Consider the following 15,574-nt stretch of genomic DNA (forward strand, 5'->3'; position numbering starts at 1 on the left):
ACGCGGCACGGAGGCATGCGTTACCTGTGCTCGTCGCTGTGTTGGATAACGCTTAGAATGTCTACCTTTGCTTGAAACGAGATGCTCTGATGGCACAGACCTATGACGTAGTGGTGATCGGTGCCGGCGCGGCGGGACTGATGTGCGCACTGACCGCCGGTTATGAGGGGCGGCGTGTGTTGGTGCTCGATCATGCCAACAAGGCGGGCAAGAAGATCTTGATGTCCGGAGGCGGGCGTTGCAATTTCACCAATCTGGCGACGGGGCCGGAACACTTCTTTTCCGCCAACCCGCATTTCTGCATCTCTGCGCTCAAGCGCTATACGCCGAGCCATTTCATCGAGCTCGTCGAACGCCACGGCATTGAGCATGTCGAGAAGGCACCAGGGCAGCTTTTCTGTGCCGATTCGGCCAAGCCGATCGTGTCCATGTTGCTCACCGAATGCGAGTGGGCAGGGGCGGAAGTACGCCTCAAGACACGTATTACATCTCTCGAGCGATGCGGCGAGGGCATGCGCCTCGAGACCTCGAGTGGTGTGATCGATGCCGGTGCGGTGGTCATCGCCACCGGCGGATTGTCGATTCCCACCATGGGCGCTACCGGCTTTGGCTATGATATCGCCCGTCAGTTTGGCTTGGGTGTCACCGAGACGCGTGCCGCGTTGGTGCCGTTCACGCTGACCTCGCAATGGCGAGAGCGGGCCGCATCGCTTGCGGGGGTGAGTTGTCCGGTGACGGTCGAGGTCGGTGAGGGACGCTATCACGAGCCGATGCTGTTCACGCATCGTGGTGTCTCGGGGCCGGCCATGCTGCAGGCCTCCAGCCATTGGCAGCCGGGCATGGCGTTGTCCATCGATTTGCTGCCGGAGGTCGATGTCGCCGGGGAACTGGTCGCCATGCGTCATGACGCTCCCAAGCGGCGTGTATCCACGTGGCTGGGAGAAAGGCTGCCCAAGCGGCTGGCGCAGGCCTGGTGCGAATGGCACGGTGTGGCGGAAATTCCGCTGGGAGCGTTGTCCAACCATGCGGTGACGCGCCTGGAGGGCGAATTGAAGCGCTGGCAGCTCAAACCCGCAGGCACCGAGGGCTGGCGGACCGCCGAGGTGACGCTGGGTGGCGTCGAGACACAGGCGATTTCCTCCAAGACCTTTGCGGTAGAAGGGCTACCAGCGTTGCGTTTCATCGGCGAGGCGCTGGATGTCACCGGTCAGCTGGGCGGCTTCAACTTTCAATGGGCATGGGCTTCGGGCGTGGCCTGCGGGCAAGCCCTGTAGTATAGCCTCAAGCGACGAGCAGGGCAGAGGAGGCATCCATGCTGCAACGTGCATCGCAAGCGCTTTGGCAGGCCATAGGTCAGTGGCTTCCCACCCGTCGTGCCAAGAAAGCAAAGCGAGAGCGCTTACCCGTGGTCGTGTGTGGGCTGGAATACGCGCATTATCGGCTGCTGACGCATTTCGCACGTTCGACACGCTACAGGGTGCTGGCGATGGTCGATGACTACCCCTGGCATCACGGTACGCAAGTGGAAGGCGTGCGTGTCTACTATCCCAGCGAGGTGCCGTCACTGGTGCAACGTCATGGCGTGGTGGCGGTGGTTTATTGCCATGAGGACGATCTGGCCGTCTTTGCCGATGAAACGCGTGAGAGGTTGGCGGCGTGGGGTGTGCCTTGTGTATGCCTGATGCCGGATGATAGGGATATCGATGCGGCACTGACTAGCCGGCTGACACCTTGAAAATGAAAAAGCCCCCGAGCGGGGGCTTCATGGCAGTTGTCGCGAGTTAGCGGCGTGCGATGTGATATAAGGCCCGCGCTCGGTTGATCAACAGGAAAGTCGAGAGGCCGCGGCGCAACCAGGCGCGTGTGCTTCGTGGGCGACGCACACCCATCGCCGCGAGCAGGCCGAAGCCCCCTACCAAGGGCGCTCGCCACTCCATCAGGCGTTGCCAGCCATGATCGATGGGTGCCGTGGCGTCGCGCCAGTCATGAAGCGCATGCCCCATATCGAGACGTTGCTGCAAGATGCGGGTCTCGAGGTACTCGCGCTCCGCAGCGCGTTCACGACGATTCACGAGAGCTCCCCAGCGCTTGGCGGTCTTGTTCCAAATGGCTCAAGGTGGACTGCATCAGGCGCCGACGCTTGGCGATGCGCTTGGCACCGTACGCCAAGCCTGCGGTGATGATGAACAGTACGACCGCGCACATACCGATCGCGAGCAGGCGATGATCTTCCCAATACAGGACCACCAGCATTAAAAGCAGCATGCCGATGGCGAATGAGAAAGTGATCAATGCTGCGCCCGCCAGCAGTAGCAGGCTGAGCATGCGATCGCGTTCGGCTTCCAGCTCGAGCGCGGCGAGACGCAAACGCGTCTCGCCCATGGCGATCATATTGGAAAGCAGGCGACGCGCCGAGGTGATGACGCGCTCTGCCGGTCCCTGGCGATCCGCCATTAGCGACGCCCGATGAGCAAGCCAATGACGACCCCGACACCAGCGCCGATGCCGATGCTGGTCCAGGGATTGTCACGCACGTAACGATCACAGCAATCCATTTGATCGCGAGCGCTTTCGTAGGCTTTTTCACCGCGCGCTTCGAGCTTGGCGCGCGTTTCGCTGAGGCGTTGCTGAGCGCGCTCGCGCGCCTCGCTGATGTGTCCGCGAGAATCGTCTGCTGTCGCCTTGACCAGTTCTTCAACGGTTTGCGACAGGTGGCGCAGATCATTCTTGAGCTGCTCGGTGGACGCGTCGCTTTCACGATGATCGCCGGTAGGTTGCATGGTCATGGTGTCTTCCTCTGACAGGTTAATGGCGTCTTCAGCATAGCAGTCCAAGCCGCCGTATCAACAGCCGCATGGCCTTCACGTCACTCCAGGCCGGGAATACCGGCCAGGAAGGTGTTGATACTGAAACCGAGCCCCAGGCGTCGATTGATGTGATCGTAATCCATCAGGCTCTCGCCGTAGCCATGATAATACTGGATGTAACCGCGAACTTTACCAAACAGCGGGAACGAGTAGTCCAACTGGGCGCCGTAATGATTCTTGCCGGGATTACCGCGCATCATCAGCGAGACTTCCTGATCATTGAAGGCGCGCACCAGGGTGATGTCGCCATAGCCGATGTAGTCCTGGAGGTTGGGGTTGTCGTCGTCTTTCTCGTCTTCGGGAACTCGCCAGTGAGGGGCGATGCTCACTGCCCAGTCGCCACGTTGAAAGACCATGTCGGCGTAGACACGATTCCAGCTACGCGACAAGGGGTCAGAGCGGCCATTGGATTGATGCGCGAAACCGATGCGATTGAGAGTGTTGGTCCAGCCTAGGGCGCTCATGTCGTTGTCGAAGCTGATGAAGGCCTCGGGTTCGTAGTTAGTCTCGCGAAACGGGGCCGAGGCTTCGGAGTTGTAGGCTTGCCACCAACTGCGCTGGGTGTAGGCGAAGTACAGGTCGCCATTATCTTCGAACAGGTCTTCGACCAGATTGACCTTGAAGCTCAACTGGTACTTGACCTCGGCACTATCGGCGTTGCCTGCACCGCTGACCTGGCGGAAACGCGCTTGATCCGGATTGGCGTTGTAGGCCCACGGCAATAGGTAGTTACGCCGATACGTGGTCACCGCCAATGGATTGTGTGAAGACTCGCGCTCGAGTTCACGACGCTTTTCGACACGGGCTTCTACGCTTTTCGCCTCACGTTCTTTGGGCGTAGCCCTGGCCTGTGAAATCTGGGCATCTTCAGCCAATGTTTCGCGCAGCTCGTGCAGTTCCGTTTCCAACGTTTGGACGCGAGCTTCAATGGCCTCGCGTTCGCTCGCACTCAGGTTAGTGGCGGCCTGCGCGGGGACGGGTAATGCGAGCGCCAGCAACACAAGAATCTTCAAGCAGGGGCGTGGTGACTCCATGTCAGTTAGTACCTTGTCGATGGCTATATGGGTCATCATGAATGTTTCTATCACGCAGATGGTGTGAAGCAAGCTTCGCTTGGTCATGCTGACCATGATGTGAGCATGTGAATGCCAACGTGCCGCTCATTGTATCGCATGTGCCATGACTTGCCTGCTTTGGACACGCTGTTGCGGTGGGTGATTGCACTGCTGTTGTTCATGGGATCGGTCATCAGGCGCTCTTGACCGCATGCAGCAGGAACTCGCGGTTGCCATCGCCGCCGCGCAGTGGGCTTTCCTGCCAGTGGCGGACCTCGAAGCCGGCGTCGGCGCAACTCTCGCGGATGCGAGCTTCCACCGCCGCGTACAGAGCCGAATCGCGGACGATGCCGTGGGCGTCGACCTTGCGTGGACCGACCTCGAATTGCGGCTTGACCAAGGAGACTAGGTGCGCGCGAGATGCCAGTACCGCGGCGAGTTCGGGCAGGATCAACGTCTGCGAGATGAAGGAGACATCCATGACCGCTACATGCAGTCCTTCCGGGGCCAAGGCGGCGAGATGTTCTCGGGGAAGCGCGCGGGCGTTGACACCTTCCAGGCAGATGACGCTTTCATTCTCGCGCAGCGACGCGTCGAGCTGGTCGCGCCCGACGTCGATACCCACCACGCGCGCGGCGCCGTAGCGCAGGGCGCAATCCGTGAATCCGCCGGTGGATTGCCCCACGTCGAGTACCGTCATGCCTTCGAGGCGCAATGCCAGCGTGTCTAGAACGGCCTCCAGCTTGAGGCCGGCGCGCGAGACATAGCGCTCTTCCGGGTCCTCGGTGAGCTGGAAGCGGCTGTCGTCGGCGACTTTCTCGCCGGGCTTGGTCAACGTGCGCGAAGGATCCTCCGAGATTAGTGTGACGCGCCCATGGCGGATCAGACGCTGGGCCCGCGTGCGTGAGCGTGCCAAGCCTTGGGCGACGAGAAGTTGGTCGAGACGTTGCATGCCCACACCACTGCTGGAGTTGATAAAAGGAGCTTATAAAGCGCTGCGCAGTATAGCGCGCGGCGGCGTGACGTTCATGCGTTCACGACCCGCTGTCGCTGAGCCGCGTGTATTCGCGCTGCCACCGATCGAGCAGCGAGTGGCGTTTGAGGGTATCGAGCGTGGCTAGCAGGCTGGGGTCGATGGCGATCGGGTGAAGGGCATCGCCGAGGGTCTTGCGCAAGTCACGGGCGGTGCCTTCGCCTTCGAGAGCCGTATGGATCGCCCCGAGGGGTGTCTTGTCGCGTATCACCTGCTGACCTTGACGACTTAGAAGGTAATCGACGAAGCGTTCTGCGGTGTCGGGGTGGGGCGCGCGTTTGGGGATCAGCACTAGCCGTTGCGTCACCAGGGCGTAATCGTTGGGAATGACCATTTCCAGTTGCGGATGATCGGCCACGAAGTCGCGAGCGTAAGAGCCCAGCAAATTGTAGCCGACGGCGTAGCGTCCATCGGCGAGTCCGTCGAGCATTTCGCCGGTGGTGTCGGCCAGTGCTGCGTCCACGCCGCCCAAGGCGGCCACGAGTTCCCAGTAGCGCGGCGACATATTGGCGTCTTCGGTGGCATAAGTGTAGCCGGCGCCACTGCGCCATGGATCGTAAGTCACCACGCGGCCTTTCAGGCGTTGTCGTTGGTTGGTGAGTAAGCGCAGCAAGGCTTCATGACTATCCGGTGGCGTAGCGCCTGCGAGGGCGTCGCGTCGATAGACGATGACCACAGGTTCGAAGGTGAAACCGAACAGTTCGTGGCGCCAGCGTGAGGCTTCTGGCCAAGCGCGGGCGGCGGCGGTGTCGAGGGGCTTGGCGAGTCCCCGGTTGGCGATTTGATACTGCCATGGCATTGCTGATGACATGATGACGTCGGCCGGGGTGGCGTCTGTAGACATGAAGCGTCGATAAAGCGCCAGCGTTGTCAGGTTACGATAGACCAGTTCGATCTCGGGATGGCGCGCATGGAAGTCGGCTAGCAACGGTGCTATCAGCTGGTTGTCCAGTGCGCCGTAAATCTCCAGGGGCTGTGCCGGGGACTGCGTGGCGGGATAGCGCAGCACGTGAGCGTCGGCCAGCGTGATAGCGGATAGCAATATGCCGGCAAGTGCCAGGCTCCAGTGCGCGAGCCAGCGACATGGTGCGGTCATGGTGTTGACTCCTTGGTGAAATGCAAACGCACGCACAAACCCGGTGACTCGGCATTAGGCCGCGCCGGCATTAATGTGAGCCTGGCGGCATGGGCTCGGGCGATGCCGTCGACGATCGCCAGTCCCAGCCCCGATCCTTGGCCGCTTTCCATGCCGCGGTGGAAGGGGCGCAGGACCAGCAGGCGCTGCGCCTCAGGGATACCGGGTCCGTCGTCTTCTACTTCCAGGCGTGTCGGGGCCTCGCCGACGCGTACCGTGATGTGCGAGGCGCCATAGCGGCTGGCGTTATCGATCAAATTGGTCAGAGCCTCGGCGAGCTGCCATTCGACCGCGTGCTGGATGACCGCATGCGAGGGCGTCTCCACGCCCAGGTCGATGCCCGCGCGATGACTGCTCGCCAAGGCGTCGCGTACGGCTTGCCGCGCGATGTCGCAAAGATCGATGTCGCGGGCTTCCGGCATCGACTCGGGGTTGTTGAGGCGCGTCAGGGAGAGCAACTGTGAGGCAAGACGCGCGGTCTTGTCGGCACTGCCGCGCATGACGTCGAGTGCATCGTGCCAGGCGCGAGGGTCGTCTTGACGCAGGGCGAACTCGGCGCGTGCCGAAAGTCCCGCCAGCGGGGTGCGCAACTGATGCGAGGCGTCGCCGATGAAGCGCTCCTGGTTGGTGCGTACACGACGCATGCGCGCCAACAGGTCGTTGAGGGTTTCGCGCAGCTCGGCAAGCTCGCGCGGGAGAGTCAAGTCGAGCGGTGCCAGGGTACGCGGATCGCGGGCGCGGATCGCCCGACGTAGCCGGGTCAGGGGCATCAGTGCCATGCGGACCCCGAGCAGCACCACGCCGATGGCCAATAACGCCATGGCGATCAAGCGCAGCATGCTGCCCTGGAACAACGTCTGTGTCAGCGCTTCGCGCCCTTCGCGGGTATGTGCCACGCGGACCTCGAAGGGCTGGCGATTGCGCCATCCTTCTAGCTTTGAGCGCCGCACGCCGAGACGCAACGCCATGTCATGCCACTGGATATTGGCGAAGCGCATGTCGCCTTGCCCCGAGTCGATTCGAGGCAGTTCGGCGTTGCCACTGATGAAATTGCCATGGGCATCGTAAAGGGCATAGAACACGCGTTCCTCGGCGTTCGAGGCCAGTATTTTCAGAGCCGCGGGGGGAAGGTCCATCCACAGTTGGCCTTGTTGGCGCTTGACCTGCTCGGCGATGGAAAGCGAGGCCGACTCGAGTAGACGGTCGAAGGCGCGGTCGGCGGTATCGCGCGAGGCCAGATAGGCTTGGATCAACATCAAGGTTCCCAAGGCAAGCATGGGCACCAGCAGCCAGATCAGCAGGCGCCGATAGAGGCTGGGGGGCTTGAATGCCGGACTCACGCCTCACTCTCCAGCAGGTAACCCAGCCCCCTCACGGTACGCAATGTCAGCGACGAACCGGCAAGCCGCCGCCGCAGGCGATGGATATAGACCTCGATAGCGTTGTCACCGAGCGTTTCGTCGGCGAAGACATGCTCGAGAAGGCGGGCCTTGTCCACCGGCTCTCCGGCATGCCGCATCAGATAAGCCAACAGGCGTTGCTCGCGGGGTGGCAGTTCGAGCGAGGCGTCATCGAGGGTGAAGCGCTGCGTGAGGGTGTCGAAATGCAGCGTCCCGACATGCAGTTGCGTGCCGTCGTCGTGCTGGCGCCGACGCAAGAGTGCCCGCACGCGGGCTTCCAGTTCGTCCAGGGCGAAGGGTTTGGCCAGGTAGTCGTCGGCGCCCAGGTCGAGTCCCTTGACGCGATCCTCGATGGCGCCACGCGCGGTCAGGATCAATACCGGTGTGTCATGGTCGTGATGCCGCATGGCGTCGAGAATCTCGAGGCCGCCACGGCCCGGCAGATTGAGATCGAGCAAGACCAAGGCGTGACCATGTCCCGGCGTGGCGAGGCGCGTGAAGGCAGCATCGCCGTCCTCGAGGGCATCGACCCGGTAGCCGGCCAGGCTCAGCGCGTCGCGCAGCGTATCGGCCAACAGTGCGTCGTCTTCGACCAGTAACAGGGAAGCAGTGTCGAGCGTCATGTCGGATAGTCCTGCAATGCACGCTGGCTCAGTGCTGTCGCGGCCTCTTGCAGGGCGCGTCGCGCGTCACGCACAGGCAGACGTCCCTTGGGACCGGAAAGGCTCAGCCAATACGCGGTGCCGGTGACGGCCTGGCAGGTCATCGTCCCGCCTGGCAAGGCCAGAGTGGGGTCGCCATCCTGCCACTGCCAGCGGTATCCAGGACGCAGGGTATGGCGCAGATCGGTGTCCGGCAAGGTGCTCAAGCGGCATTCCATCTGATCGTCCTCACATGACAGCAGCGCGGCAGTTTCTCCCGTATCGCGGCACAATCGTTCGAGTATCGGCATGACCAGACTGGCCAACTGACGTGTGGGGGCGTGTCGTCGTGCCAGGCGGGCCGGCGTGGCTCCCAGGCGATAGCGTCCTCGTGCGTCGCGCTGTACGTAATCGTAGCGCTCCAGCGAGCCGAGCAGGCGTAACAGTGTACTTTTATAGAGTGTGGTTGCCTCGGCCAGCTCGGCCAAGGACAGACTCTCATGTTGTGTGTCGAAAGCTTCCATGACGGATAGCGCGCGCTCGACGGCTTCTACCCTGTCTTGCGCCATGGCGGATCTCCCAAGGTGTTTGCGTGCCGCAGTGGCAGTATTCAACTTTAGTCTCGAACGGCGGTTGGAGCGTTGACGCTCGCGAACGACACGCCTATTTTTCGCTCAAGGGAACGCTGTTCTGCCTTACAGAACTGTAAGGTAAGTGTCAGCTTTCTCGCAACCCATTTCAATCTCGTGCAAGGGAGACAACAACAATGGCTCTTAAAACGCCGCTCAAAATTCTCATGGCTGCTGCGCTGACACTGGGTGCCAGCACTGCCATGGCCTTCGAGCCGGAAGGCAAGGTGGAATGTATCGCACCCTCCGATCCCGGCGGCGGTTGGGACTTCACCTGCCGTAGCGTGGGTAACGTGATGGAAGATCTCGGCCTGGTACCGGGTAGCGTGCAGACCATCAATATGGCCGGCGCCGGTGGCGGTGTCGCTTACGCGCACACGGTCAGCAAGCGTGCCGGGGATGACCAGTTGTTGGTTGCGGCCTCTACGGCCACCACTACGCGTCTGGCACAAGGGCAGTTTCAGGGCCTGGATGCCGACATGGTCAATTGGATCGGTGCGCTGGGGGCCGATTACGGCATCATCGCCGTTTCCAAAGATTCGTCTTATCAGAATCTCAACGATTTGATGGCAGCTCTCAGAGAAGATCCGCGCAGTGTCACCTTTGCCGGTGGTAGCGCCAAGGGGGGATGGGATCATCTCAAAGTCTTGATCGCGGCTCAGGAAGCCAATGTCGATAAGCTGCCCAGGATTCCTTACCTGTCATACAACAATGGTGGCGAGGCCATGACCCAGGTGGTCGGCGGTCATGTCGATGCCTTTACCGGTGATATCAGTGAGGCTCAGGGGTTCATGGAGTCCGGCGATCTGCGCGTGTTGGCCGTCTTGTCCGACAAGCGGCTGCCCGGCGAGTTTAGTGATATCCCCACTGCCAAGGAACAGGGAATCGACGCCGTGGGTGCGAATTGGCGCGGTTTTTACATGCCGGCGGATATCTCCGACGAAGCCAAGCAGTACTGGATCGATGCCATCGACAAGCTTTATGCCAGCGATGAATGGAAGAAGGTCATGAAGAATAACGGCCTGATGCCTTTCCATGTCAGTGGTGCGGAGTTCGAGGAATACGTCAAGACGCAGATCAATGACATCCAGTCACTCTCCAAGGAAATCGGGTTGATCAAGTAATGACCCAGCTCAACGACCGTATCTTCGGTGTGCTGATGCTCGTCCTGGCCGTCGCGTACGGCTGGGGCGCCACGCAGTTTCCAGTGCCATTCGGTGGGTCCGAAACTGTCGGGCCCGAGACCTTTCCCAAGGTGCTCGCGGTGGTGCTGGCGCTGTCCAGCCTCTATTTGATTTTCAAGCCGGACCCCGACAACGCCTGGCCCAAGGGGCGTATCGTGCTGGAGTTGGTGATCGCCGTATTGGTGTTGATCGCCTACACGTTGCTGCTGCAGCCGCTGGGTTTCATTCCTTCGACGCTGCTGGCGGTGGGCACGCTGTGCTGGCGCATGGGCGCCACCCCGGTACGGGCGTACGTCACCGGTGCGATTGCCGGTGTCGTGGTCTATCTGCTGTTCACTTACGCCCTCAATTTGGCGCTGCCGTTGGGCGTGCTTAGCGTCCTGGAGGGAAGTTGATGGATACCCTGGGTTATCTGATCGACGGGTTTGGCGTCGCCCTGGCGCCGTACAACCTGATGTTCGCCTTGATCGGGGCCTTTCTCGGCACCTTGATCGGGGCCTTGCCGGGACTGGGGCCCGCCAATGGCGTGGCGATTCTGATCCCGCTGGCCTTCACGTTGGGGCTGCCGCCGGAAACCGCCTTGATCATGCTGACGTCGGTTTATGCCGGTGCCATGTACGGTGGGCGCATCTCGTCGATACTCCTCAATATTCCCGGTGACGAGCCGGCGATGATGACGTGTCTCGACGGCTATCCGATGGCTCAGAAAGGCAAGGCCGCCGAAGCACTCGCGATCTCGGCGATCGCCTCGTTCATGGGTAGTCTGATCGCCACGATCGGGCTCATTCTGTTGGCACCATTACTGGCCAAGTTCGCCTTGACCTTCGGTGCGGCGGAGTACTTCGCGCTGTTCGTTCTGGCGTTCGCGACCCTGGGCGGCATCACCGGCAAGAATCCGGTCAAGACGATTCTCGCCGCCGCCATCGGGCTGATGATCGCCACGGTGGGCATCGATTCCACCGGTACGCAGCGCTATACCTTCGGCATCTTGAAGCTCTACGAGGGCGTCGACTTCATCATTGCCATCGTCGGGTTGTTCGCGATTTCCGAATTACTGTTCTTCATCGAGGCCCGTGCCGGCGGTGGCAAGGGACCGATGAAGGTCAACAAGCTCACGCTGTCCTTCAAGGAAATCCGCGAGATCATGCCATCGAGCATTCGGGGGGGCATCCTTGGCTTCATCGCTGGCGTATTGCCGGGGGCTGGGGCGTCGCTGGGTAGCTTTATCGGCTATACGCTGGAAAAGAAGATCATCGGCAAGAAAGGTTACTTCGGCGAGGGCGATCCGCGCGGTGTGGCGGGCCCCGAGGCCGGCAACAATGGCGCTTCCAGTGGGGCATTGGTACCCATGCTGACGCTCGGTGTGCCGGGCAGCGGCACCACCGCTGTGTTGCTGGCGCTGTTGATCTCGATGAATATCACGCCCGGACCGCTGATGTTCACCCAGCATGCGGACATCGTCTGGGGCGTTATCGCGGCGCTGTTGATCGGCAACTTCCTGCTGCTGTTGCTCAACATCCCGCTGGTGGGCATCTTCGTCAAGCTGCTCTCGGTACCCCCCAAGTTCTTGCTGCCGATCGTCACCATGGTGGCCTTCGTGGGTATCTATTCGATCAGTAACTCGGCGTTCGATCTGTACTTCATGGTGGCCTTCGGCGTGCTCGGGTACTTCCTGCGCAAGCTGGAAATTCCCATCGTGCCGATCATTCTCGGCCTGCTGCTGGGGCCGGAGATGGAGAAGAATCTGCGCCATGCCTTGACGCTTTCCGATGGCGATTGGTCGGTGCTGTGGAGTAGCGGTTTGTCGATAGGGTTGTGGGTCGTAGCCTTCATCGGCCTAGTGTTGCCGGTCATCGTCGGGCCGATCCTGCGTCGTCGCATGAAAGCCGCGAAGGAGCTCACCGACTGATGTAAGCCTTGTGGTGCTTGACCACGACGCGCTTTTCTCGCCCCCATCGGTTTTGCCGATGGGGGCGAGTTCGTTGACGGTTTCAATGTGGAGTGGAAAAGGCCTGGAGTTCCGCGGCCGGGACCCGATCGGCGCCCCAACTGCGATACACATGGCCGGTTACCCGGTCGAGCTCCGCCTGGGGGATGTTGGCCAGCTCACCGTATTCCAGTGGGTCGTAATGGAAGATATATAGGCGTGAGGCGAATTGCTCGAAGGGCAGCGAGGCTTCACCGAAGCGTTCGCCGCAACCGGCGGTACTGACTTTGACGTCGTCGCCCCAGTCTTGGCCGCTGTCGTTGTTGGGATTGAAGAAGTAGGCGCGCATCACGTCCTGCGGGTCCAGGCTGACTCGCAGCAGAGTGATGGCGTGCCAGCCGATGAAACGTGCTGCGCTGTCGGTGACCGCGATGCCCGCCGGTTGCGGGTGGATCAGTGGCTGATTGCCGTTGTAATACGGGTGGTAGCTGGCATAGAAGTGACGCAAAAACTCATCGAGTTCATGCAGTTGGCCGGTCTCCACGTCGACGTTGATGCGAAACCCGCGGCCGGCCCACCAGCCATGGAATTCCGGGTTGACCCAGCGATGGGGGTCGCCCTCACGGCCGGCACAGCGCCGCCCCATCTCGGCATAGATGCGATCGAGATGCGGCACCACGATCAGCGATACTGGGTCGAGATCCAGCGGCAGGGCGGTGGCCACGCCGGACAGGCTGGCCATCGACGACAGCGGCATGCCTTCGAAATGCATGATGATCTCGTCATCGCGAGCTGCCCAGGCGACCATTTGCAGCAGGTAGTCGGGGTCGTTATAAGCCCACATCGACAGCGCGCGCGCCGATTGGCAGGTCGGGTTGTTGCCCTGGCCGACGCCCAACGGCAGGCCGAGCATGCAAAGCACGCCCTCGAGCAGCCGCGCGCGGGGCGTCACGGCGTCGCCATAGGCCATGCGGATGCGCTCCTGGGACCACTCGGAGATCGGCAGACCGATCTGGCGCCACAGCGCGGGCGCGACCGGCGGCTGGTAGAGGATGCCGCGCTCGAGCATCAGCGCCAGTCCATATACCGCTTGGGCCGTCTCGGGAAAGACGCTTTCTTCGATGAGCGCCTGAACCAGCTGGCGGTAGCAGAGCAGACAGTCGCGCCCGGTGGCTGACAGGCCCAGCGCCTCGGCGAGCAGATGATCGCCCTGGTCGAGCAGGTGACGCAGCAGCGCCGCATGATAGGCCGAGACCAGCCCAGTATCGTGCATGGCGCGGGCGAAGCCGGTGGCCTCGTATTGCAGGGCACCGCTGTCCATCGCCTGCAGGCGCTCGAGGTAGACCTCGACACCGGGGTCCTCGCGGGACGCCTGGGTCGCACCGAAGAGGCTGCTGACCAAGCGGTCGGCACCCTGGCCGCTGGCGCCGAGGTCGATGTCGGGATTGGCCTGACAGATGGCGATCTGGGTGATCATGCGCTTGGTCGCATCGACCTGAATGGGGCGCTGCTGAAGGATGCGCCAGATCTCGTCGATCAACTGATCGATGACATGTTCGTAGCCGATGGTCTCGGCCAGGTGCGCGAACAGGCCGCGCGTCAACTGCGCCAGGCGGCCCTGGGTTTCGCGCTCGGCTTCGCTGGGCGCACTGAACAGCAGATCGAGATTGATCGCCAATACTTGAGTGAGATAGTGGTGTGCTTGCTCCGCGGAGATCAACGCATGCGCGTAGTGGCCCTGGGCCACCGCCAGCAGGCGCAGTTCGCTGAGCGCCTCGAGTACCACGGTGTCGCTCTCGGCACTCTTCAGCGAATGCGCGGTCAGCGATGGCACCAGCATCTGCGGCTGGGCCCAGTCGGAGCCGTCGAAGATACCGGCGGCCTCGATCGTTTGGGCGCGCGCTTCGATGGCGGCGCAGCCTCCCGGTTGCAGCATCACCTTGCGGGCGCCGTCGAAGACCCGGCGTAGCTTGCCGGGCTTGGCGAAATCGCGGGCGTTGGCAAGGATTTCGACCGCTTCGTCGAGTTTGGCCAGCGCGGCATCCAGTGTGGCGCCATCCGGCGCTCGTTCGTCGTGGCTCGTCACAAGGGCTCCTTTTGCCCAAGAGTACAGGCGTGATTATACATAGAAGTCGAGCTGTTCCTGGTGCTTGAGCAGATCGCGCATGGTGTGCGGGTCGTCGCCGAAGAAATACAAGAGTCCCCAGTGCGTGCCGAAGGCCGTGCGCTTGGTGACGGTTTCCTCGAGCGGTGCGGTCAATTCATGGGACTCGAAGTAGGGATGGTCCTCGGTCTCCTCGGGCATCTGCAGGCGGTTGACCACGCGGCGGCGCGGATAAACGCCGAAACAACCGGCGACGCCCTTGGCATCGACCACCTCGCGGGGGAAGAAGTCAGTGATCTCCTGTTCAGTCGTCTTGGGGTCGAAGGACAGGATAAGCCCCTGATAAGCGTTGAAGCCATAGGCCCGCTCGAGCAGTTCGAAGACCTTGAAGCCGGGTGGCCGATAGGCGACTTCGCCGAAGTACATCTCGCCATCGCTGGTGACGAAGTATTCTGGATGCACGAAACCGAAATCGATGTCGAAGGTCTTGATCAACTTTTCGATCTGGCGGGTGATCGACTCGCGGTATCTCTCGAGTTCCGGTGTCGCCGGGACGAACACCGAATACCCCAGGGTCACGTATTCGGAGATGTTGAGAAAGCGGATCTTGCCATTGTGGATCCACGCCTCGACGGCGAATTCCCAGCCATCGAGGTGCGATTCCATCAGTACTGGGAACTCTTCCTCGGGAATGGTATCGACCTCGTCCGGCGTGCGGATCACGCGGTGCCCGAGGCAGCCCGCCTTGTCGAATGCCTTGAGGTGGATCGGATCGTTGGGATCGCCATCGAGTTTCAGGAGCGTCTGGTTGACCCGTTTGAGGAAGCGGATGACGTCCTCCTTGTCATGCGCTTCCTCAAAGATGCCCACGCGGATGCCGCCCAATTGCGCGCGGCGCTTCATCAGTGCCTTGTCGCGCAACAGCAGGGCTTGGCCATAAAGGCGTGGGTTGTCGAGCAGCACCGAATTGATCGCGCCGGCCCATTCAACGGTTTCTTCGTACAGCGGAATGGCGACGTCGACACCCATCTCCTGGAGTGTCTCGGCGATTTCCATCGAGCGGTCGTTGAGGCGCTCGAAATTCCAGGGCACGTAGGGAATCGCGTGCTCCTTGCAGTATTCCTCGGCCCATTCGGGGGCCACGACGACGTAACGGCGGTCAAAATTTTCGGCGGCCTCGATGGCATTCAGACTCCAGCCCAATAGCGCGATATGTCCCTTGTCGGGGGATTTTTCCATGGTGATTCTCCTTTAACTCGGGAAAGGGCCGTGCTCTCCCAGCCTAGCCTATAATGCATGACGGGCGTTGGATTGTTTGATGCCTTGCCGACCAGCGGGCACGCTGTTATAGTGCAGCGGCGTTCGAGGCAAGTCATTGAAAGCGCATAGCGTTTTCTGATGTTCGAACGGATCGGTGGCGACAAGCAACACGACGCTCGCAACCGATTTTGCTGTGGTGGCCCTGTCGGTCCTCCCGCAACGCTAAACCGCGAACCCCGCCAGGCCCGGAAGGGAGCAACGGTAGTGGTGGCTGCGTGTGCCGGGATGTGGCTGATGGGGCCGCCTCCATTTCGTTCCCCGTATTTCTGTTCGACCTCG

General features: G+C 61.5%; 16 protein-coding genes and 1 other RNA gene. 6 read left to right on the top strand and 11 right to left on the bottom strand.

The features are described from left to right. The first annotated feature begins 89 nt into the window (after nt 1–89). Together RVY79_RS14130 and RVY79_RS14135 are read left to right on the top strand one after the other, a co-directional pair. Nucleotides 90–1,274, top strand: a complete 1,185-nt coding sequence (locus RVY79_RS14130; protein ID WP_317464983.1) for an NAD(P)/FAD-dependent oxidoreductase — start codon at nt 90–92, stop codon at nt 1,272–1,274. Nucleotides 1,275–1,312: 38 nt separating this feature from the next. After that, nucleotides 1,313–1,735 carry a hypothetical protein gene (locus RVY79_RS14135; RefSeq protein WP_317464984.1) on the top strand — a complete coding sequence of 141 codons (423 nt, stop codon included), beginning with the start codon at nt 1,313–1,315 and terminating at the stop codon, nt 1,733–1,735. 46 nt (nt 1,736–1,781) lie between these two features. Here RVY79_RS14135 and RVY79_RS14140 read toward each other — a convergent pair whose 3' ends face one another. The 9 genes from RVY79_RS14140 to RVY79_RS14180 form a co-directional block, all read right to left on the bottom strand. Continuing rightward, a complete protein-coding gene (locus RVY79_RS14140; RefSeq protein ID WP_317464985.1) occupies nt 1,782–2,072 on the bottom strand; it encodes a YqjK-like family protein in 291 nt (96 codons plus the stop codon). Further along, nucleotides 2,059–2,454: a phage holin family protein gene (locus RVY79_RS14145; RefSeq protein ID WP_317464986.1), complete on the bottom strand. Its 396-nt coding sequence runs from the start codon at nt 2,452–2,454 to the stop codon at nt 2,059–2,061. The genes RVY79_RS14140 and RVY79_RS14145 overlap by 14 nt, the downstream gene beginning before the upstream one ends. After that, nucleotides 2,454–2,786, bottom strand: coding sequence for a YqjD family protein (locus tag RVY79_RS14150; RefSeq protein ID WP_317464987.1), 333 nt, complete (start codon nt 2,784–2,786; stop codon nt 2,454–2,456). Before RVY79_RS14150 ends, RVY79_RS14145 begins: the two co-directional genes overlap by 1 nt. Nucleotides 2,787–2,866: 80 nt before the next feature. Continuing rightward, nucleotides 2,867–3,940 carry a phospholipase A gene (locus RVY79_RS14155; protein WP_317464989.1) on the bottom strand — a complete coding sequence of 358 codons (1,074 nt, stop codon included), beginning with the start codon at nt 3,938–3,940 and terminating at the stop codon, nt 2,867–2,869. Between the two features lie 175 nt (nt 3,941–4,115). Next, entirely contained in the window at nt 4,116–4,874 is a 759-nt protein-coding gene (locus RVY79_RS14160; protein ID WP_317464990.1) for a TlyA family RNA methyltransferase, read from the bottom strand. An 82-nt stretch (nt 4,875–4,956) separates the two neighbouring features. Beyond that, the gene (locus tag RVY79_RS14165) at nt 4,957–6,051 is read right to left on the bottom strand and encodes an ABC transporter substrate-binding protein (RefSeq protein WP_317464991.1); all 1,095 of its coding nucleotides are present in this window, start codon (nt 6,049–6,051) and stop codon (nt 4,957–4,959) included. Then, entirely contained in the window at nt 6,048–7,430 is a 1,383-nt protein-coding gene (locus RVY79_RS14170) for a sensor histidine kinase (RefSeq protein ID WP_317464992.1), read from the bottom strand. The genes RVY79_RS14165 and RVY79_RS14170 overlap by 4 nt, the downstream gene beginning before the upstream one ends. Further along, a complete protein-coding gene (locus RVY79_RS14175; protein WP_317464993.1) occupies nt 7,427–8,113 on the bottom strand; it encodes a response regulator transcription factor in 687 nt (228 codons plus the stop codon). Before RVY79_RS14175 ends, RVY79_RS14170 begins: the two co-directional genes overlap by 4 nt. Next, on the bottom strand, nt 8,110–8,700 hold the full coding sequence (locus tag RVY79_RS14180) for an IclR family transcriptional regulator (RefSeq protein WP_317464994.1): 591 nt from the start codon (nt 8,698–8,700) through the stop codon (nt 8,110–8,112). The genes RVY79_RS14175 and RVY79_RS14180 overlap by 4 nt, the downstream gene beginning before the upstream one ends. A 197-nt stretch (nt 8,701–8,897) precedes the next feature. On the opposite strand from RVY79_RS14180, the gene RVY79_RS14185 reads away from it, so the two are divergent. From RVY79_RS14185 to RVY79_RS14195, 3 genes are read left to right on the top strand one after another with little or no spacing between them, the layout of a single operon-like run. Beyond that, nucleotides 8,898–9,884: a Bug family tripartite tricarboxylate transporter substrate binding protein gene (locus RVY79_RS14185; RefSeq protein ID WP_317464995.1), complete on the top strand. Its 987-nt coding sequence runs from the start codon at nt 8,898–8,900 to the stop codon at nt 9,882–9,884. Beyond that, nucleotides 9,884–10,339, top strand: a complete 456-nt coding sequence (locus RVY79_RS14190) for a tripartite tricarboxylate transporter TctB family protein (RefSeq protein WP_317464997.1) — start codon at nt 9,884–9,886, stop codon at nt 10,337–10,339. Before RVY79_RS14185 ends, RVY79_RS14190 begins: the two co-directional genes overlap by 1 nt. Further along, nucleotides 10,339–11,853 (top strand): tripartite tricarboxylate transporter permease, encoded by a 1,515-nt coding sequence (locus RVY79_RS14195; protein WP_317464999.1) that lies wholly within the window; start codon nt 10,339–10,341, stop codon nt 11,851–11,853. Before RVY79_RS14190 ends, RVY79_RS14195 begins: the two co-directional genes overlap by 1 nt. Before the next feature lie 82 nt (nt 11,854–11,935). Here RVY79_RS14195 and RVY79_RS14200 read toward each other — a convergent pair whose 3' ends face one another. After that, a complete protein-coding gene (locus RVY79_RS14200; RefSeq protein ID WP_317465001.1) occupies nt 11,936–13,957 on the bottom strand; it encodes a hypothetical protein in 2,022 nt (673 codons plus the stop codon). Between the two features lie 33 nt (nt 13,958–13,990). Beyond that, nucleotides 13,991–15,214 carry a carboxylate--amine ligase gene (locus RVY79_RS14205; RefSeq protein ID WP_317465002.1) on the bottom strand — a complete coding sequence of 408 codons (1,224 nt, stop codon included), beginning with the start codon at nt 15,212–15,214 and terminating at the stop codon, nt 13,991–13,993. Nucleotides 15,215–15,438: 224 nt separating this feature from the next. Between RVY79_RS14205 and ffs the strand changes: the two genes are divergently transcribed. Beyond that, nucleotides 15,439–15,535, top strand: an RNA gene (gene ffs / locus RVY79_RS14210) — signal recognition particle sRNA small type. Nucleotides 15,536–15,574 lie beyond the last annotated feature (39 nt).

The sequence above is a fragment of the Chromohalobacter sp. HP20-39 genome, from assembly GCF_033052815.1.
Taxonomy (GTDB): domain Bacteria; phylum Pseudomonadota; class Gammaproteobacteria; order Pseudomonadales; family Halomonadaceae; genus Chromohalobacter.

What these genes read in the sequence shown, in the direction of transcription:
- RVY79_RS14160 (WP_317464990.1), bottom strand. Translation starts at nt 4,874, where the DNA reads ATGCAACGTCTCGACCAACTTCTCGTCGCCCAAGGCTTGGCACGCTCA.
- RVY79_RS14145 (WP_317464986.1), bottom strand. Translation starts at nt 2,454, where the DNA reads ATGGCGGATCGCCAGGGACCGGCAGAGCGCGTCATCACCTCGGCGCGT.
- RVY79_RS14180 (WP_317464994.1), bottom strand. Translation starts at nt 8,700, where the DNA reads ATGGCGCAAGACAGGGTAGAAGCCGTCGAGCGCGCGCTATCCGTCATG.
- RVY79_RS14195 (WP_317464999.1), top strand. Translation starts at nt 10,339, where the DNA reads ATGGATACCCTGGGTTATCTGATCGACGGGTTTGGCGTCGCCCTGGCG.
- RVY79_RS14135 (WP_317464984.1), top strand. Translation starts at nt 1,313, where the DNA reads ATGCTGCAACGTGCATCGCAAGCGCTTTGGCAGGCCATAGGTCAGTGG.
- RVY79_RS14185 (WP_317464995.1), top strand. Translation starts at nt 8,898, where the DNA reads ATGGCTCTTAAAACGCCGCTCAAAATTCTCATGGCTGCTGCGCTGACA.
- RVY79_RS14205 (WP_317465002.1), bottom strand. Translation starts at nt 15,214, where the DNA reads ATGGAAAAATCCCCCGACAAGGGACATATCGCGCTATTGGGCTGGAGT.
- RVY79_RS14175 (WP_317464993.1), bottom strand. Translation starts at nt 8,113, where the DNA reads ATGACGCTCGACACTGCTTCCCTGTTACTGGTCGAAGACGACGCACTG.
- RVY79_RS14165 (WP_317464991.1), bottom strand. Translation starts at nt 6,051, where the DNA reads ATGACCGCACCATGTCGCTGGCTCGCGCACTGGAGCCTGGCACTTGCC.
- RVY79_RS14130 (WP_317464983.1), top strand. Translation starts at nt 90, where the DNA reads ATGGCACAGACCTATGACGTAGTGGTGATCGGTGCCGGCGCGGCGGGA.
- RVY79_RS14150 (WP_317464987.1), bottom strand. Translation starts at nt 2,786, where the DNA reads ATGACCATGCAACCTACCGGCGATCATCGTGAAAGCGACGCGTCCACC.
- RVY79_RS14155 (WP_317464989.1), bottom strand. Translation starts at nt 3,940, where the DNA reads ATGATGACCCATATAGCCATCGACAAGGTACTAACTGACATGGAGTCA.
- RVY79_RS14190 (WP_317464997.1), top strand. Translation starts at nt 9,884, where the DNA reads ATGACCCAGCTCAACGACCGTATCTTCGGTGTGCTGATGCTCGTCCTG.